Source organism: Clostridium sp. BL-8 (assembly GCF_002006495.1).
GTDB lineage: Bacteria > Bacillota > Clostridia > Clostridiales > Clostridiaceae > Clostridium.
The window spans coordinates 1-17,729 of record NZ_LZZL01000014.1 but is presented as its reverse complement, the minus strand read 5'-3'; the positions used below and the strand labels follow the sequence as shown (position 1 = coordinate 17,729).

Here is a 17,729-nt window from a genome sequence, read left to right as displayed (position 1 = left end):
ATATATACAGGGGAATTTCTTGGATTTTCTCTAAAATAAGAATTTCCCTTGTTTTAATATACGAGTTGCTTAAGAGGAAGAAGGATATTCTATGTTCATAAGAAGAGATGTATTAAAATTGGCAATACCAATAATAGTAGAGCAGACTTTTGTCATGCTGCTTGGGACATGCAATACAATGATGGCGGGACATATTGGTGAACAAGCTGTTTCAGCAATTGGAATGGTCGATTCAATAAACAATATGTTCATATCATTTTTTGCTGCATTATCAGTTGGAGCAACAGTAGTAGTTGCACAGCAGATTGGACAAGGTAAACCCAAAAGGGCAAATGAGACTGCAAAGCAGGCTATTGTATCAGGTATATTGGTATCTTCCGTGATAACATTACTTTTATGGATCTTTAGATTACAGTTAATTAATGTATTATATGGATCAGCAGAAGAATTAGTTAAAACAGATGCAAAACTATATTTGGAATTTACCTTACTTACATATCCATTTATTGCTATTGAACAAATCGCCAATGGAATATTAAGAGGGTGTGGAGATACAAAAACTCCTATGAAAATAACTATGTTTATGAACGGTATAAATATACTTTTAGGATATATACTGATATTTGGAATTGATGCAATTTATATCCCTTCATTTGGAATAAGTGGTGCAGCAATTGCTATTGCTATTGCAAGACTTATTGGAACTTTTGTTATAGTGTTTGTTTTATTTAGAGGAAGCAAAATTATAAAAATTAAAAACATTATTCCTTTTAAATTTGACTTTGATTTGCAAAAAAGTATATTTAATATAGGAATACCAGCTGGTATGGAACAAGTTATTTTTAACGCAGGAAAATTAATAGTACAAATGTTTATAGTGACAATGGGGACAGCTTCTATTGCTGCTAATGCCATTTCATCATCAGTTGCAATAATGGTTAATGTTCCAGGAAATGCACTTTGTTTAGCAGCTACTGCATTAGTTGGACAATATGTGGGGAGAAATGATATAAAGGGAGCAAAGAATACCTTAATTTATCTAACTAAGTTTGGAACATTTTGTTTGGTGACCTTAGGGCTAATCTTTATACCTATAGCTGGATGGGTTGCATCATTATATACAAATGTTCCTGAAGTTATAGGGATTTCTAAAGTATTAATTAGAAGCAATAGTATTGCTTTACTTGCATGGGGATTATCATTTATACTTTCATCTGGACTTAAGGGCGCAGGGGATACAAGATTTACAATGTTAACTGCATTCATTGGGATGTGGATTTTTAGAATATTTATGGGTTATCTTCTAGGTGTGATTTTAAAAATAGGAGTATTAGGCATTTGGATAGCAATGTATATAGATTGGATTGTAAGAGGAACTATGTATTGTATTAGACTTAGTGGAAATAAATGGCTTAAACATAGATTGTCAGATTAATGCAAAAAAATTATAAAGTATATACAAGAAAATGTTTACAAGTAAAAATAAAAGAGTTATAATAAAAAATGAAATGGGTAAAAAAGTGATATAAAAGTTTGCTCTAAATTATTAGGGTAACTTTAAGAATATCTTTGAAATTACTCATTAATCTCTCTTTACATAATAGGATTGAACTCCAGTGATGGAGTTCTTTTTTTGTTGAAAAATCACATTGTTTAAAATGATAGTATTAATGTATATATAAACTGACAAAGTGAAAAATTATATAGGTAAACATAATAAATGTTACAAAGGAGAAATAGATGAAAGTGAGATTAGGTTATGTGGCAGTATCCATGAGATTAGGGAAAAAGGTTACTAGCTCAAGTACAGTTACTTTTGCTAACTACAAAAAATTAATATCTGAAAAAGATAAATTAGATAAGCTTAAAGGCATTACTATTTCAAATTTAAATGATTTAGAAATAATACTTAAATATAACATAAAAAATAATATACATTTTTATAGAATAACTTCTGCTTTAATCCCGTTAGAGACACATCCAGAAGTAGGATACTGGGGACACAGAGAAATTTTTAAAAAGGATTTTGAGTATTTAGGAAAAATAATCAACGAAAATAATATGAGAATTGACACTCATCCTGATCAATTTAACGTGTTAAATAGCACCAATCCTGAGGTCGTTCAAAATACTATAGGAAATTTAATGAGTCAGGCTGCATGGTTTGAAGATCTAAATTATAGTACAGGAAAAATGGTACTGCATGTTGGTGGAGCGACAGGAGGAAAAGATGAGGGGATTAAGAGATTTATATATAATTTTAAGATGGCTCCAAAGGAAATAACATCAAAATTAATAATAGAAAATGATGATAAAATGTATACAGCAAAAGAAGTATTAGGATTATGTAAGACTTTAGAAATTCCAATGGTACTAGATGTACATCATCACAATTGCAATAATAATGGTGAAAAAATAGAAGAGTTATTAGAAGAAATTTTTAATACATGGAATAAGGAGAGATTAAATCCCAAAATACACTTTTCTACACCTAAGGATCATGGAAAAGATAGAAAACATGCTGATTATATAAATGCAAAAGACTTTATTGAATTTTTGGAAAAAGCTAAAATTTTAGATAGAGATTTTGATGTTATGCTAGAATGCAAGCAAAAGGATGAAGCGTTATATTTATTAGCAAAGGAGATTAAAGCTATAAGACCAGAATATAAATGGATGGATCAGAGTAGTTTTGAAGTCTAATAATAATTTATAAGTAACAGTTATCTAATATAGGACATAATAAAAAAATGTTAGATAATTGTTATTTTTTCTTAATATATTAAATTATAGTTTTGAAAAAAATTCTGTTATATAATATAAATATGTTTATTTTATATAGCTCATAGATAATATTTATATGCATGAAAATCCATAAAGGAAAGAAGGTATTTGTTGATGAAGAAATTTATTAGAAATTTATTATTAATATTAATGATAATATCAGCAATAGGTGGACAAACTGTATTAGCAGCAGATTATGATTTAAATACATATGTATATAATCATTTAGAAAATTGGGATACAGAATTTAATCTTGATTATAATAATAGTGATGTACTTGATGTAGTTCGAAATATTGCTGAAAAGGATGATTATTTGAGTTTATCTCTTAAGGAATTGGTTTTTAATAAAAATACTGATGAATTATACATAACATATAAAACAACTAAGAGTGAGGAAGAGTATATCAATACGGAATTGAATAAAGTAATTAAATCTATAATAACAGATAATATGACGGATGTTGATAAAGTTAAGAAAATAAATGATTATTTAGTAAATAGGCTTGATTATGATTATGGTCTTACATCTGATACGGCATATACAGCATTAACAACAGGTAAAGCTACATGTGAAGGTTATGCATTAACTGCTTATAAGATGCTTGAGCTAGCAGGAATTGAAAATAGGATTGTTGTTGGAAAAATAAATGGAGTCGGACACGGATGGAATTTGGTTAGGCTTAATAATAAGTGGTACCAGCTAGACATAACAAACAATGATGCAACAAATTCAGATAAGTATTTCCTAACCTCTGATGATGTGCTGAAGAAAGATGGATTTACTTGGAATAGCGATGAATATCCAGCATGTACTGAGAAATATTATGAAGTAAATAATGATTCAAGTCTTAGCACCAGTAATTTAACAACAGGAAATATTACTAAGCAAGCTTCAAGTGGATACATATCAAATATAGATGGTAATTGGAAGTTTACTAATGGCTCTTGGTATTTTATAAAAAATACAGGAAATTATGCAATGGGATGGAATATCATTGATAGTAATTGGTATTACCTGGGAAATAATGGAGTGATGCAAACTGGTTGGATATATTCCAGTGGAAAATGGTATTATTGCTATCCTGGTAGTGGAGCCATGGCAGTAAATTCTATAATTGATGGATATAAAGTTGATTCCAGTGGAGCATGGATATCATAAATTTATGATTCTGTAATTATATGTGAATTTTAAGTTCTATAAGTATATTGACAGAAGCGGAGTTTTCTAATATAATTTTATTAATTTAATATATAATGTGATTAAATTTATGAGTTTATTTTTAATCATGATGTTTTCAATAAAAGCAATGAAAAGAATAAGTAGGAATTAGATAAGGCATGTGTTTAACTAGCATGTCTAAACCAAACAGAAAGTTACCGGATGATGAGAGGTGCATGGGAACTAATTTTGAATACATCTTAGAGCTTCAAGCTGAAAAAGAATTGTCTTGAGTAGGTGATGACGGAACCCTGCACCCGTTATAGTGCTAAAGTATAACCAAGTTTTTGGCGTACTTGAAGAGGTTAATCGTGTGAGCGGTTAATGAATTTAAGGTGGTAACACGAGAGATATACTCTTGTCCTTTATTATGTAGAGGACAAGAGTTTTTTTATTGCATATTGAATTTTATATAGGTTATTTATATTAAAAATATGTAAGGAGTTAAAAGAAATGAGAAGAACTATCGAAGAACAAATTAAAATTATAACGAAAGGAGCAGCCGATGTAATCAGTATAGAAGAATTAAAAGAAAAACTTATTAAGTCTGAGAAGGAAAATAAGTCATTGATTATTAAACTAGGATTAGATCCAACAGCGCCAGATATTCATTTGGGTCATGCTGTTGTACTTAGAAAAATTAAGCAGATGCAGGACTTGGGGCATAAGGCAGTAATAGTAATTGGAGATTTTACAGGCAAAATTGGAGATCCAACTGGTAAATCTAAAACTAGAAAGCCACTTACAAAGGAACAAGTAATGGAAAATGCTTTGACGTATGAAAAACAGATTTTCAAAATATTAGATAAGGAGAAAACCGAAATAAGATTTAATAGCGAATGGCTGTCAAAATTAAATTTTGAAGATGTACTAAAATTAGCAGCAACTACTACTGTGGCTAGAATGTTAGAAAGAGATGATTTTAAAAATCGTTATAATAACAATATAGCAATTGGAATTCATGAATTTTTCTATCCACTCATGCAGGGTTATGATTCAGTAGCATTAAAAGCTGACGTAGAATTAGGAGGAACAGATCAAACGTTTAATATTTTAATGGGAAGATCACTTCAAAAAAATGAAGGAATTGAGCAGCAAATCGCTATATTTATGCCAATCTTAGAAGGCTTAGATGGCATAGAAAAAATGAGTAAAAGTCTAGGAAATTATATTGGTATAGAAGATGATGCTGGAGTAATGTTTAAGAAGGTAATGGAGATTTCTGATAATCTTATAATAAAATATTTTGAATTAGCTACGGATGAGCATCCTGATAGAATTGAAAAAGTTAAGGAAAGACTAGAGAATGGAGAAAATCCAAGAGACGTTAAGCTTGAATTAGCCAAAACTATCACCAGATTATATCATACAGAAGAGGAAACTCAATTAGCAATTGAATATTTTGAAAATGTATTTAGGAATGGTAATTTACCAGATATAGTCCCCGAAATAATGATACCTGAAGAGTACAAGAAATTAAAAGAAATAGGTAAACTTCTTGTTAAAGAAAAAATTATACCATCAGCAAATGAATTTAAAAGAATTGCAAATCAAGGCGGAGTATATATAAATAAAGAAAAGATAGCTGATTTTGAAAATGCGGTTATTACAAGCGGTGATATAATCAAGATTGGTAAAAAGAAGTTTGTGAAGATAATTAAATAATTTTATAATTATGAGTTATATTAGGACAATTAATTTTAAGCAATTAATAAAAAGGCTGTTTTATATAAATATTTAGAACAGCCTTCATGTCATAAGTTTTATGTAAATAAACTCATTAGGAACAAATTTAAATTTATATTATTTTAGTATATATTTGAGCTTATGCTTCAGGTTGGTTATGTTTATAATTCTCATACCAATTATTAATTAGTACTTTGCAGGAAGCAGCAATGGGGACTGCAATTAGCATTCCAAGTAATCCGCCTACATTGCCGCCAATTAAAATTGCTAGTATTATAAAGACAGCATGTAAACCAACACTGTCACCAACAATCTTAGGTGCTAAAATATGGCCGTCAAACTGTTGAACAATTACCATAGCAATAATAGCATATAAGATCCTAATTGGTGTTCCACTAAGCAATCCCATGACGGCTGCAAGGACGGTTCCAACAATGGGACCAACGTATGGAATCATATTGGAGATACCTGCAATAATACCAATAACAAAAGCATAATCTATACCAGCAATTGAAAGGGCTATAGCTGATAAAATTCCTACGAAAAATGCTTCTAATAATTGTCCTTTTATATATTTAGCGAAAGATTCATGAATAACTCTAAAAACATAAGTTATCTTATTTCCAACATTGCTATTTCTAAATATTAAGTAATAAAATTTATACCATAAGCCGAAAAAGTATTCAGAATCTTTCAATAAATATATGCTAATTACAAGTGCAATAAAAAATGTTGCAACACTAGTTCCGATAGACATTGCATAAGAGGTCATATTTCCAATATTATCCTTAACATATTCTTGTAAATAAATAATTCCATTTATGATGTACGGCTCAACACTATCTATAAACGGGTTATTAATTTTATCTAGGGTTTCTTTAATCGACGTTGTTGAAAAAGAAGTACTGCTAACATATGAGGAAATATGTTGTGTCATATTTAATATAGTTGTATTATTTGAAATTTGCCCACCAATCATATAATAAATTCCAGATATTAATCCTAAAAAGATGCCTATTATCAAAAGATATGCGCAGATAATAGATAAAATACGCCTTGGTGATGCCTTATGGATTCTATATAATTTATTTTTTTCTAAAAAATTCTCGATACCTTTAGTTATTGGATATAAAAGATAAGCAATTATTATACCTATAATTAATGGTTTAATTAAATCTAGAACGGTCCCTAGAATATCAAATATAGTCTTGAATATTGTGCCTACATTTGATATGACTAAAAATGCGACATATATTACGACCGTAGTAATAGCGATATATATAGAGTACTTAAGTAGTTTTTTATCAAATTCAATTTTCATAAAGTGGTTTTTATCTCCTTGTTAGGTGTTATTTTTACTGCTATATATTTGGAATTTGTTGTAAATATCTAAATTTAGTGGTAACAGTAATTCATATATAATTGCTTACATTATAACATATTATAAATTATATATCGATTCATATACGCTTAAGGCAAAGTTCAAAGTTTGACATTTAAATAGCTATAATTGATAAGTTTTTGTTAAAACATTTTTTAAAACTTTCATTCATTTCTATAGGCAAGCTGTCTTTCATATACTTTACGCTGCTTTTAGAAAGAGCTATTTTAAAAGAATCTTTTTCATTTCTAATAATGACTTCAGCTAAACTGTTGTAAAAATATTTATCAATTTTATGAGCAAGACATAAAAGAACAGAAAGTTTCTTGCATATCATGATATCATCCTTATTAAGCAATTCTCTATATTCATCAGCTAATTTATAATCGAATTTACCACTTAGCGCAATCGTATATCCAACCATCAATATTTCTTTATGAGTAAGTCCAGATATTAAAGAATTAATTGTAATATAAAAACTATGCTTGTAAGAATGTTTTACAGATATAGTAACGCCTAAATCATGTAATTTTGCAGAAACATCAAGTAATTTACGCTCTAACTTTAAGTGTTTTACAGTACGGTCCTCTAGGTAATTAAAAAGAACTTGGGATAGATCACTAATTTTTCTAGCGTGAACAATATTTAAATCATTATTAGTTAAGATGTTATTTAAAGAAAAATCCAAAATATCAATGTTTTCTATGTCTTTACCTAAAAGTTTTTCATATAGAACGCCTTCACGAATTCCATACTGGCTAATTTTTAAAATTGGGCAGCTACAATAATTCATAAGCATTACTAGGGCAGAAAAAGGTGCAGTAAATATGTCTGCTCTTTCTTTAGGAAGTCCTTTTAATTTAGCTTTTTGATTTATATCTAAGCTAAGGACATGATTATATATTATTTCTACTTCTTCAAATGACATAGTATAATTGTGTAATAAATCTAGAGGATAATTAATGAATTTTTTATGGATTTTACCTATTGAGCGAGCTGTTCCGCCTATGCCTATTAGGGGGAGATTTTTGACATCATTTAGCCAAGGCAGTTTATCGAACTGACTGAAAATATATTTTTTAAATTCATATATATCATCCTTCTCTTGAGGTAAATCAAAAGGAAAACGCTTAGTTAATGGAATTGAACCTAGTGGAAGGCTTATGCCATTTAAAATTCTTCTGTTTTTGACTAAAGTGATTTCCATGCTGGAACCACCGATATCAACAAGAATGGCATCATTGATATCCATGGTAGCTTTTATTGTTGTATATCCATATGATGATTCTTCAAGACCGCTTAATATTCTAATATCAAAATTAAGTTTTTCTTTTACTAAGTTTAATATTTTTGTTTTATTTTTTGCTCTTCTAATTGCTTCAGTAGCTACTACAATTGTTTCAATAACATTATTTTTTTCGCATAAAATTTTAAAAAATTCTAAGGTAATCAATAATTTTTCGATTCCTTCGTATGACAAATTATCGTTCTTATCAATATATTGACCTAGTCTAGTCATCCTTTTTTCCTCATCTATTATTTTATACGAGTCATTTTCATAGATTTCATAAACTAAAACTCTCATAGAATTAGAGCCAATATCAATAACTGCAATATTTTTCATTTATATTCTCCTTTTATCATAAAATATGCCAAAAAGTTAACTTATAAATAATAAAGTGTTAACATATAGTTAACAAAAATGTTAGATTATATTAGTATATATTACATTATTCAAAGAGTATTTTAAATACTATAATTACAAATAATTAAATATAATACAAAAAAATTTGCTTAACGGATAAGGGGAATAATTATGAATAGAATTTATACATATGATAATTATGAGAATTTTTTTAATAGAGAGCTTAGCTGGTTAGAATTTAACCAAAGAGTTTTAAATGAAGCTAAGGATAATACAAATCCTCTCTTGGAAAGATTAAAATTTTTAGCTATAACTAGTTCTAACTTAGATGAATTCTTTATGGTGAGAGTTGGATCGTTATACAGTCAAATTCAAGCTGGATTTGAAGAGAGGGAAGTTTCAGGATTAACCCCTAGTGAACAAATCGAAAAAATATTAGATAAAGTAAGAGGAATGATAAATGATCAATATCAAACATATGATCATTTATATGATCATTTAGGAAATAAGAAGATAAGGATTTTTACATATGACATGTTAAATGAAGAACAAATTAATTATGTAAATGATTATTACAAAAATGTACTTTATCCAGTGTTAACGCCAATGGTAATTGATTCAGGAAGACCATTTCCATTATTATTAAATAAAACACTAAATATTGGGGTAATATTAAAAGAAAACAAAAGTGAGCATGAAGTATTTGCAACAATTCAGGTGCCATCTGTATTAGATAGATTGGTGCGGATTCCAGGAAGTGAAGGGGAAAATTTTATATTATTAGAGGATGTAATAAAGAATCATTTAAGCGAATTATTTGGATTCAAAGTATTAACAACAGCCTGCTATAGAATAACAAAAAATGCTGACTTAAGTTTAAATGAAGAAGGTGCAGAAGATTTACTTGAGACTATAGAAGAATCATTAAAACAAAGAAGATGGGGGCTTGCAGTTAGATTAGAAATTGAAGATACTCATGATAATAGAGTTATAAGTAAGTTAGAGCAGGAATTTGAAATTACAAGTAATCAAATATTTCGGATAAGAGGTCCTATTGATTTAACCTTTATTAATAAATTATATAGTATAAAAGGATATAATGAACTTAAATTTGAACAGCTAAAGAGCTTACCAGTTAAAGAATTTCAAGAGTGTGATATGTTTCAAGCTATAAGCAAAAAAGATATATTCTTACATCATCCTTATGAAAGTTTTTCTACAGTTGTAAAGCTAGTGGAAACTGCTGCACAAGATGAAAAGGTACTAGCTATAAAACAAACTCTATATAGAGTAAGTGGCAATTCACCAATTATTGCAGCTCTTTCAAAGGCAGCAGAAAATGGGAAACAGGTTACCGTTTTAGTTGAACTTAAAGCAAGATTCGATGAGGAAAACAATATTCATTGGGCTAGGCAGCTTGAAAAAGCAGGATGTCATGTTATTTATGGGGTCATAGGTCTCAAAACTCATAGTAAGATATTGCTTATAGTTAGACAGGAAAAGAAAGGCATAAAGAGATATGTCCATTTAGGAACTGGAAATTACAATGATGTGACTGCAAAATTTTATACTGATATAGGTCTTTTAACATCAAAATCAGAATATGGGGAAGATGCGTCTGTAATTTTCAACATGCTTTCAGGATACTTTAAGCCAGAAAATATGAGTAAAATTACTATTGCACCATATGGATTAAGAAAAAAATTGGAATACTTGGTAGAAAGAGAAACCGAGCATGCTAAAAATGGTAAACATGCTAAAATAATTGCTAAAATGAATTCTTTAGTAGATAAAAAACTTATGATAGCTTTATATAAAGCCTCAGAAGCAGGTGTTAAAGTAGAACTTATAGTTAGAGGAATTTGCTGTTTAAAACCCGGAATTAAAGGATTAAGTGAAAATATAACGGTTAGAAGCATAGTGGGGCGTTATCTAGAGCATAGTAGGATATATTACTTTCATAATGAAGGTAAAGAAGATATCTATATATCAAGTGCTGATTGGATGTATAGAAACTTAGATAAAAGAGTTGAAACTATGACAATAATTGAGGACACAACCATAAAGAAGGAGCTTAAAGAAATGTTGGGGATGTATATAAGAGATAATGTTAAAAGCAGAATACTGCTTTCAGATGGATCGTATACAAAGGTAGAGGCAGAAGGCAAAAATGTTAATGCTCAAGAGGATATGATAGAGTTATGTAAGAAGTTCAATAAATAAACAAACCTACGTATTCATTTAAAGATAAAGAATAATAAAGTTTTGACATTCATTTATTTAAAGATTTATTTTAGAAAGTAATTTATAATAAAAAATAAATATCATGATTAGATAATGAGTTCCAATTAAGTGTTGATTAATTGGAACTTAATTTAATTGAAAATAATTTTATAAAACTATGTATCTTTAATAGTTTAATCAGTATATTGATCGAAAATAAATTAATTCTTATCATAATATAAATTAGAAATTTTAAAAATTTAAGCTTAAGAATTTTAAAATTAAATCGATATTAAATTATAGGAATATGGACTATGACGACATTAAAATTTTACATAAAATATTCTAGGAGATGATAAGAATGAAAAGAAATAAATTGAGAATTCTACTTTTTACAATAATAGCTATTTTAGCTCAAGGTGCTTATGCTTATGCAGCAAGTTCATCAAGTAGTACTAATAAACAATATAGTCAGGATGAATTAGATAATATGACTCCTGGATGGGAGAAAGATGATATAGATAAAAGCACTTATAAGGTGGACTCATATAAAAATTCATTTTCAGACGAACAAACGACAGACTCTACTACTAAAAAGGATAGTAGTTCTAATTCCTCTTCTTCCACAACGAATTCAACCGTAGATTCAAATTTAGGAAATGTTATTGTAAGTACTTCACCAAGTACAGGAATTCAAGGAGACTTCTGGGGAAAGACTAAAGATGGTAAATGGATACTTATTAAACAAGGGAGCCCAGCAACTGGATGGCAAAGTGTAAGAGGAAAGTGGTATTACATGGATGCTGATGGAGTAATGCAAACTGGATGGATAAATGATGGAACAACATGGTATTATTTAAATTCTGATGGTTCTATGGCATATAATACATATGTAGATGGATATTATCTAGGAGAGGACGGGGCTATGATATAGAAAGTGAAATTCTATCGTTTAAAATGATGGCTAATGGCAGGAATTCTACTTTTGTTTGTTAAGTGAACAATGAAACAAACAAGAGTAGAATTCCTGTTATTTTATGTTTTCAGGAGTGCTTTTGGAAAAAGTTTACAAAAAATAAAAAATGTTGTACTATATAAATAGAGAAATCCAGCTAATACATATGATATAATATGAAATTCATAATATATAAGTTATCATAGCGGAAAAGCGATGGCATATATTTATGTAAACTAATGTTATAACATTTATTGTTAATAAATTGGAGGTGTATTATATGAAAATTAGTAAAATTAAAAATCTTATTGCGGTTAGCTTAGCTGCGGTGTCAATGTTTTTGGCAGCAACTTCATCTTCTATGTGTATAGTTTATGGATTTGAAGATATAAAAATGCCAAAATCTCTATACAAAGTTGATTAAATATAACTTTGGTGTGTGATTTAGATACTCTTGATCGGTTATAGATCAAGAGTATCTTGTCTTATATTGTAATTAATAAAATTCCTAAAATGATACAATATCAACTTAAAAAAACTCATTGGTAAAAATATACTATATAATGAATATGTATTTCTCGATTAAGAAATATTATAGAAAAAATTAGTAGTTTGATTAATAATAGAAATAAGAAAAGATTACAAGTAGTAAAAAGAAGATAGTTACAATTTAAGAAAAATTATAAAACTGTCACAAATCTTGCAACAGTTTTTATCTAGCTATGTATTATAAGTTCTTGCTTAAAAATACAATCTTCAATGGAAGTGTTAAGAAGGATATTTTTATAATATTTATCAATTAGGTAACGTACAGTATTTAAACCAATGCCTCTATTTTCGCCTTTTGTAGAAAAATTCTTTTGGTAAATCTTTTGAATTGGAGGGGTAGATTCTAAACATGAGTTAGTTATATTAAAAATAACATCAGTATCAGTTTTAATAATAGCGAAGTGAATAAATTTATTATTACATAAAGCACTTCCTTCAATGGCATTGTCCATTAAAATACCAATAATTCTACAAATGTGAATTGTACTAATATTAAGGTTTTCAATATCATCTAGTATCTCTATTTTTACATTAATTCCTTTGGAATGAGCATTAATAATTTTTGAAGATAATAATGCCTTTAAAGGATTGAGCTTAATATGGGATAGCAATGATAATGATATATCTTTCTTCATTATATTATTGCTTTCAGGTAATAGATCTTTATAATAGTATTTTTTTAGTCCATTTATATCTAGATTTTGGATGAATGTCTCCAAAGTTGAAAGTATATTTAAATAGTCATGCTTAAAACTTCGTAAATCTTTGTACATATTTTCAAGCATAATGGTATAATCTCTTAATTGAATAAACTCCTTTTCTTTATAAGTATTTATTAATGTTTTAAAAGTATAATATATTAAAGTTACTGCAGATAGCAGTAATAAGAATGCTGCTAATGTATATATCGAAATTATAGATGTGTCCCCAATATTTACTTCTCCTTTTAAAAATCCTACCAAAATTGAAAATATAGACGCTGGAATAATAAGAGTGATTATAACTAATTTACGAAATTTGCTTGGAAATTCTAAGTTAACATCAATTTTATTGAGAATTTTTAATATAATTATTCTCGACAACTTACTGAAAATATAGCTAAATAAAAGAACACAAAGCCCAGATAAAAAATATAATAAAGTATCGTTAAGTAAAGTTAAGTAACGATACTGAAAAATACACACAAACAAAAAGCCTGTAATGGCGTCACAAACAAAGACAAAGCTTCCTATAAATATCGAAATAACAATAGATGCAACAATCGTTTTATAAATTAATAATATATATATAAAACTTCCTATAAACAAAGTGATAGTAGATAGATAATTTAATTTGTATTTGCATAAAAAAATTGTAAATATATAAAGAATGAATGTAAATATTACTAGATTTCTTTTGTTTAATTTAGTGAAGAAGGTGAAATTTATAACTGGAACAAGTATAGTGAGTACAGAAATTAGTGGATATAAAATATCTATTAATAATGTAAGCATTTCCTTAACAGTCCTTTCAAATATCTTATGGATACATAGCATATTTCACCATTTATCATTTCTACAACCATACTGCTCTTATTAATGGATTTGATTTTTTTTGTATTAATTAAATAGGATCTATGAGTTTTATAGAAGTCAGAAGATACGTTTTTTTCTATATTTTTTAAAGTTCCATAAAATTCAGATTGCCCACTTTTTGTGTGTATAGATATTTTATGTCCTTTTCCCGCAGTTTCAAAAAACAAAATATCGTCAAAGTTCCAAAAGACGATATTATTACCTATGTCTATAGGAATTTTATTATTAATTTTAGATTTTGAAATATTTAAACAATTATTTACAGCCTTAAAACAATCTAATATTTTTTCTTTTAAGATATTAGAATTACCTTTGATTATATAATCGAGAGCTTGTACTTTATATTGGAAAGTAAGCAGAGTTAATTCAGCATGAGCAGTTAAAAAAATAATATATCCAGTAGTGTCAATAGTTCTAATTAAATGAGCTAATTCAAAACCATTAAGATCAGCATTTAATTCTACATCAAGAAAATAAATAAAGCTTTCAGCAGTATTATCTATATAGGTAAGAACTTCTTTTGGATTATCGGTAGAAAGTGCAATTTCATCATGAAAATCTGATATTCCGTTAATAATAGATTCAATTTCTTTTCTTTGAACGGCATTATCCTCGCAAATAATAACATTAAGCATGATTTTATTAACCTCCTTAAATAAAAAATACTAATATATTTAGAAAAGCATGTTAATAGTTAATTTTGTATGATATAAAGTGGAAAACGTGCTAAATACTAACGTTTCTATAATTTGCGTATTTTTTGCCTAATAATTTATAAGCCATAGGTGTAATTACTATGGTTTCCTCTAAAATAGAAAAGGTTATTAAATTGATGTATTCATTGCTTACAATAAATAAGGTTATTATATAAAAGGTTATGATAACTAATATTGATTTTATTTTTAAAATTTTTCTTAATTTCTTACTTATTAAAGGACGCTCTTCAGTATCAGCCGGAGAATATAATAAAAGTAGTGCAAAGCTAATGACGTATATAATAGTTCTGATATTTAAGTTTAAAGTTATGTTTAAACTTAGATATACGTTCCCTAAAAACAATATATAATTTATAATAATACATTGAAGTGTGGAATTTGCATGAACTCCTGAAGCAAAGGTTCTAAGAATTGCAAAAATAACAAAGGCAGTAAACGTATACCTTAGGACTCCTAATAAATATGCAGTTATAAATAAAAGGATGAATTTTAATATATTTATCCAAAAAATCTGTATACCATAATAAATTTTTTCTAAATCATCTTCTGAAGAAGTAGTATTATTTTTCACAAAATTTAAGCAGCCTAGACTTAATTTTTTAGAAATACTCATAAATATCCAACACCTTTCTAATACCATACTATTATTATGTTATTTTCTCTATAAAAGTTAAAGAGAAACGGATTAAAACAGAAGTTTTTATGTATTAAAAGAAATTACGAATGGTGTATATTGGAAAAAAGTATTATTTATCTTATACTATTGTTATGAATCATTTCTTATTTGGAGGTGGATTTTAACATGTATAATATATCAGAATTAGTTAAGGGCATTTTAACATATTTGATTTTATTTATAATTCCAATATTCTTATATCTAAAATTCAAAAGTAAGGTTAATCCGTTAATTTATTTAAGACTCTTAGGAAATACTAAACGGGGCATACTTATAGGAATTGTAATAAGTTCTGTTTTTATAATACTACTATTTTACAAAAATGGAAATGGTGTATTTGCTTTCGATAAATTGGATATAAAAATGTTATGGGTAAGTGGTTTACTCGTGGGATTTTTAGAGGAAATTCCATTTAGAGGATTCATATTACAAAAGCTCAATGAAAATATGAGATTTTGGAAGGCAAATACACTGACTACAGTAATATTTATATTATTTCATATACCAACATGGCTTATAAATTCTAATGGAGATATTATAAAATCAGCTGTTAATATTTCAATAGTTAGCCTTGTGTTAGGATATCTTTTTAAAGAATATAAGTCGTTATGGATACCAATAATATGTCATTCCGTATTTAATTTATGCATATGGATGAAGCTATAGATATTTAAGATCCTTAAAATGTTGAATTTTAAACATAAAATACAAAATATAAAATATGTTTTATTTCTTGACAAAAAAATGGGCAATAAAGCATAGAATCTTGAATTACGTATGCAAAAATATAAAATTATAATCAAATAGAATAATTTTACAAAGATAAAGTTATTCTAATAATTATATTTTGTAGAAGGGAAGGTTTTAACAATGAAAAGTAATTTAAAAAACATTGCAATGACGTTGGTTATGGTACTTTCTTTAATGACACCAAGTAGCATAGTGTTTGCAGCAGAGAATGGCAGTAATGACGATTACCTTCACACTAATGGAAGCAAAATTTTAGACTCTAAAGGTAATGAGGTTAGAATGACTGGAATAGCATGGTTTGGATTTGAAACTCCAAATAATTCTTTTCATGGATTATGGGCTAACACAATGGATGATATTTTAGATAAGGTGGCAGATAATGGCTTTAATACCTTAAGGGTGCCTTTATCCGTACAATTAGTTAATCAGTGGAGACAGGGAACTTACCCAATGCCAGATTCTATTAATGATTATGTTAATCCAGATTTGACAGGTAAGAACAGCTTAGAAATACTTGATATGGCTATGGCTAAGTGTAAAGAAAAGGGAATAAAAGTTATGCTTGATATGCATAGAGTTATAAATGGAAGTCAATCAAATACTTGGTATACAAATGATTATAGTGTAAATGATTATGAGGAATGTTGGAAGTGGCTTACTGATCATTATAAAAATGATGATACTGTAATTGCCATGGATATCTTTAATGAACCTCATGGAAAGGTTTACCAAGGCGAAGTTACTGCAAAATGGGATAACACAACAGATATAAATAACTGGAAGTATGAAGCGGAAAAAGTAGGTAAAGAAATTTTAGATATTAATCCAAACCTTTTAGTAATGGTAGAAGGGGTAGAAACTTATCCAAAGGAAGGTTTTGATTACACTACTAAGGATGTTAATAATTATTATGGAACTTGGTGGGGAGGAAATCTTCGAGGAGTTAAAGATCATCCAGTAACTATAGCAAATCATCCAAATCAAGTTGTATATTCACCTCATGACTATGGTCCAAGTGTTTCAGCGCAGCCATGGTTTCAGGCTGGATTTACTAAAGATAGTTTAATGAAGGATGCGTGGGAACCTAATTGGTTTTATATACAAAAGGAAAATATAGCACCATTATTAATAGGCGAATGGGGAGGACAAATGGATGGCGGAGATAATCAAAAATGGATGCAGGCATTAGCTGATACAATTAAAGAAAATAACATAAGCCATACATTTTGGTGCTTAAATCCTAACTCAGGTGATACTGGTGGGATCTTAGAATATGATTTTAAAACTGTTGATACTCAAAAATTAGCACTTGTACAACCTACTTTATGGCAGGCTAACGGAAAATTTATAGGACTAGACCATCAAGTGAATTTAGGGAAAACTGGAACACATGTAGGACAATAGTTCTAATTAAAGTTAATATGTGGGATTGAGCAGATGAAATATCTTCTTTTTGTGATAGAATTACAAAAAGGAGATATTTTATTATAAACTTGAACTTAGAGTTATCTGGAAACTTACCGAAATCACATACATTTTTATTCCACAGGACTTATGAAATTTTCGCTG

14 protein-coding genes are annotated in these 17,729 nt (G+C 28.2%); 9 read left to right on the top strand and 5 right to left on the bottom strand.

Annotated elements, in window-relative coordinates; all coding sequences use genetic code 11:
* The first annotated feature begins 91 nt into the window (after window positions 1–91).
* The 4 genes from CLOBL_RS06770 (at window position 92) to tyrS (ending at window position 5,670) form a co-directional block, all read left to right on the top strand.
* Complete coding sequence (locus tag CLOBL_RS06770; protein WP_077858330.1) at window positions 92–1,435, top strand: MATE family efflux transporter; 1,344 nt, start codon at window positions 92–94, stop codon at window positions 1,433–1,435.
* Between the two features lie 305 nt (window positions 1,436–1,740).
* On the top strand, window positions 1,741–2,703 hold the full coding sequence (gene uvsE / locus CLOBL_RS06765; protein WP_077858329.1) for a UV DNA damage repair endonuclease UvsE: 963 nt from the start codon (window positions 1,741–1,743) through the stop codon (window positions 2,701–2,703).
* 195 nt (window positions 2,704–2,898) lie between these two features.
* On the top strand, window positions 2,899–3,945 hold the full coding sequence (locus tag CLOBL_RS06760; protein WP_077858328.1) for a transglutaminase-like domain-containing protein: 1,047 nt from the start codon (window positions 2,899–2,901) through the stop codon (window positions 3,943–3,945).
* A gap of 513 nt (window positions 3,946–4,458) precedes the next feature.
* Window positions 4,459–5,670 (top strand): tyrosine--tRNA ligase, encoded by a 1,212-nt coding sequence (gene tyrS / locus CLOBL_RS06755; protein WP_077858327.1) that lies wholly within the window; start codon window positions 4,459–4,461, stop codon window positions 5,668–5,670.
* 160 nt (window positions 5,671–5,830) lie between these two features.
* Here the strand turns inward: tyrS and CLOBL_RS06750 are convergent, their stop codons facing one another.
* A complete protein-coding gene (locus CLOBL_RS06750; protein WP_077858326.1) occupies window positions 5,831–7,012 on the bottom strand; it encodes an AI-2E family transporter in 1,182 nt (393 codons plus the stop codon).
* A gap of 175 nt (window positions 7,013–7,187) precedes the next feature.
* Window positions 7,188–8,696, bottom strand: coding sequence for an exopolyphosphatase (ppx, locus tag CLOBL_RS06745; RefSeq protein ID WP_077858325.1), 1,509 nt, complete (start codon window positions 8,694–8,696; stop codon window positions 7,188–7,190).
* A 192-nt stretch (window positions 8,697–8,888) separates the two neighbouring features.
* Here ppx and CLOBL_RS06740 point away from each other — a divergent pair, with 192 nt between their 5' ends.
* The 3 genes from CLOBL_RS06740 to CLOBL_RS27460 all read left to right on the top strand — a co-directional run bounded on the left by CLOBL_RS06740 (window position 8,889) and on the right by CLOBL_RS27460 (window position 12,319).
* Window positions 8,889–10,940 carry an RNA degradosome polyphosphate kinase gene (locus CLOBL_RS06740; protein WP_077858324.1) on the top strand — a complete coding sequence of 684 codons (2,052 nt, stop codon included), beginning with the start codon at window positions 8,889–8,891 and terminating at the stop codon, window positions 10,938–10,940.
* Window positions 10,941–11,301: 361 nt separating this feature from the next.
* Window positions 11,302–11,874 (top strand): cell wall-binding protein, encoded by a 573-nt coding sequence (locus CLOBL_RS06735; RefSeq protein WP_077858323.1) that lies wholly within the window; start codon window positions 11,302–11,304, stop codon window positions 11,872–11,874.
* Window positions 11,875–12,175: 301 nt separating this feature from the next.
* Entirely contained in the window at window positions 12,176–12,319 is a 144-nt protein-coding gene (locus CLOBL_RS27460; RefSeq protein ID WP_143323842.1) for a cyclic lactone autoinducer peptide, read from the top strand.
* Window positions 12,320–12,611: 292 nt separating this feature from the next.
* Here the strand turns inward: CLOBL_RS27460 and CLOBL_RS28480 are convergent, their stop codons facing one another.
* The 3 genes from CLOBL_RS28480 to CLOBL_RS06720 all read right to left on the bottom strand — a co-directional run bounded on the left by CLOBL_RS28480 (window position 12,612) and on the right by CLOBL_RS06720 (window position 15,347).
* Window positions 12,612–13,229, bottom strand: a complete 618-nt coding sequence (locus tag CLOBL_RS28480) for a GHKL domain-containing protein (protein WP_242953794.1) — start codon at window positions 13,227–13,229, stop codon at window positions 12,612–12,614.
* 692 nt (window positions 13,230–13,921) lie between these two features.
* Window positions 13,922–14,653: a LytTR family DNA-binding domain-containing protein gene (locus tag CLOBL_RS06725; RefSeq protein WP_077858321.1), complete on the bottom strand. Its 732-nt coding sequence runs from the start codon at window positions 14,651–14,653 to the stop codon at window positions 13,922–13,924.
* 91 nt (window positions 14,654–14,744) lie between these two features.
* Window positions 14,745–15,347, bottom strand: coding sequence for an accessory gene regulator B family protein (locus tag CLOBL_RS06720; protein ID WP_077858320.1), 603 nt, complete (start codon window positions 15,345–15,347; stop codon window positions 14,745–14,747).
* A 189-nt stretch (window positions 15,348–15,536) separates the two neighbouring features.
* On the opposite strand from CLOBL_RS06720, the gene CLOBL_RS06715 reads away from it, so the two are divergent.
* A complete protein-coding gene (locus tag CLOBL_RS06715) occupies window positions 15,537–16,076 on the top strand; it encodes a CPBP family intramembrane glutamic endopeptidase (protein WP_077858319.1) in 540 nt (179 codons plus the stop codon).
* Window positions 16,077–16,280: 204 nt separating this feature from the next.
* Window positions 16,281–17,564, top strand: coding sequence for a glycoside hydrolase family 5 protein (locus CLOBL_RS06710; protein WP_077858318.1), 1,284 nt, complete (start codon window positions 16,281–16,283; stop codon window positions 17,562–17,564).
* The last annotated feature ends 165 nt before the right edge of the window (window positions 17,565–17,729 follow it).

Excerpts from the sequence above, each read along its gene's own strand:
- CLOBL_RS06770 (WP_077858330.1), top strand. The coding sequence starts at position 92 with ATGTTCATAAGAAGAGATGTATTAAAATTGGCAATACCAATAATAGTA.
- uvsE (WP_077858329.1), top strand. The coding sequence starts at position 1,741 with ATGAAAGTGAGATTAGGTTATGTGGCAGTATCCATGAGATTAGGGAAA.
- CLOBL_RS06760 (WP_077858328.1), top strand. The coding sequence starts at position 2,899 with ATGAAGAAATTTATTAGAAATTTATTATTAATATTAATGATAATATCA.
- tyrS (WP_077858327.1), top strand. The coding sequence starts at position 4,459 with ATGAGAAGAACTATCGAAGAACAAATTAAAATTATAACGAAAGGAGCA.
- CLOBL_RS06750 (WP_077858326.1), bottom strand. The coding sequence starts at position 7,012 with ATGAAAATTGAATTTGATAAAAAACTACTTAAGTACTCTATATATATC.
- ppx (WP_077858325.1), bottom strand. The coding sequence starts at position 8,696 with ATGAAAAATATTGCAGTTATTGATATTGGCTCTAATTCTATGAGAGTT.
- CLOBL_RS06740 (WP_077858324.1), top strand. The coding sequence starts at position 8,889 with ATGAATAGAATTTATACATATGATAATTATGAGAATTTTTTTAATAGA.
- CLOBL_RS06735 (WP_077858323.1), top strand. The coding sequence starts at position 11,302 with ATGAAAAGAAATAAATTGAGAATTCTACTTTTTACAATAATAGCTATT.
- CLOBL_RS27460 (WP_143323842.1), top strand. The coding sequence starts at position 12,176 with ATGAAAATTAGTAAAATTAAAAATCTTATTGCGGTTAGCTTAGCTGCG.
- CLOBL_RS28480 (WP_242953794.1), bottom strand. The coding sequence starts at position 13,229 with ATGCTTGAAAATATGTACAAAGATTTACGAAGTTTTAAGCATGACTAT.
- CLOBL_RS06725 (WP_077858321.1), bottom strand. The coding sequence starts at position 14,653 with ATGCTTAATGTTATTATTTGCGAGGATAATGCCGTTCAAAGAAAAGAA.
- CLOBL_RS06720 (WP_077858320.1), bottom strand. The coding sequence starts at position 15,347 with ATGAGTATTTCTAAAAAATTAAGTCTAGGCTGCTTAAATTTTGTGAAA.
- CLOBL_RS06715 (WP_077858319.1), top strand. The coding sequence starts at position 15,537 with ATGTATAATATATCAGAATTAGTTAAGGGCATTTTAACATATTTGATT.
- CLOBL_RS06710 (WP_077858318.1), top strand. The coding sequence starts at position 16,281 with ATGAAAAGTAATTTAAAAAACATTGCAATGACGTTGGTTATGGTACTT.